The organism is Bacillus cereus group sp. BfR-BA-01441 (genome assembly GCF_022663075.1).
In the GTDB taxonomy this organism is placed as follows: Bacteria; Bacillota; Bacilli; order Bacillales; family Bacillaceae_G; genus Bacillus_A; species Bacillus_A cereus.
The window spans coordinates 1-407 of the sequence record NZ_JAKUEU010000272.1 but is presented as its reverse complement, the minus strand read 5'-3'; the positions used below and the strand labels follow the sequence as shown (position 1 = coordinate 407).

The window sequence follows — 407 nt, the reverse complement described above, 5'->3', positions numbered from 1 at the left end:
ATATCTGATAACTTCATTTAGCTTTTTAAGTTAAAAAGAAAATTAAACACTCCACTGTTTCTTCACTTGTTCTTCTGCCAACTGTTCAATTTTTGTCCAAATCGTATCTTTACTCACAATAACATTTGTTTGATAATTTCTATCATTATAATTAACTGTAACACATACTTCAATCATCTTCTGCTTCCTCCTTTCAAGAAAATTTCTTATTTATATTTAATACCTGAAAAATTTTGAATTTAGTTATAATCTCTAGCATATAACTTCATTTTTTTAAATAATTAAGTTTAAAAACCCCACTGTTTCTTCACTTGTTCTTCTGCCAACTGTTCAATTTTTGTCCAAATCGTATCTTTGTTCACAATGACATTTGTTTGATAGTTTCTATCTTTATAATTAACTGTAAC

At 26.3% G+C, this 407-nt stretch carries 2 protein-coding genes; both read right to left on the bottom strand.

All coding sequences use genetic code 11. The features are described from left to right. Nucleotides 1–42: 42 nt before the first annotated feature. Nucleotides 43–177, bottom strand: coding sequence for a BA3454 family stress response protein (locus tag MR107_RS30455; protein WP_000573530.1), 135 nt, complete (start codon nucleotides 175–177; stop codon nucleotides 43–45). A gap of 110 nt (nucleotides 178–287) precedes the next feature. Then, nucleotides 288–407: BA3454 family stress response protein (locus tag MR107_RS30450; protein WP_242293187.1), on the bottom strand; the 120-nt coding region annotated here is incomplete at its 5' end.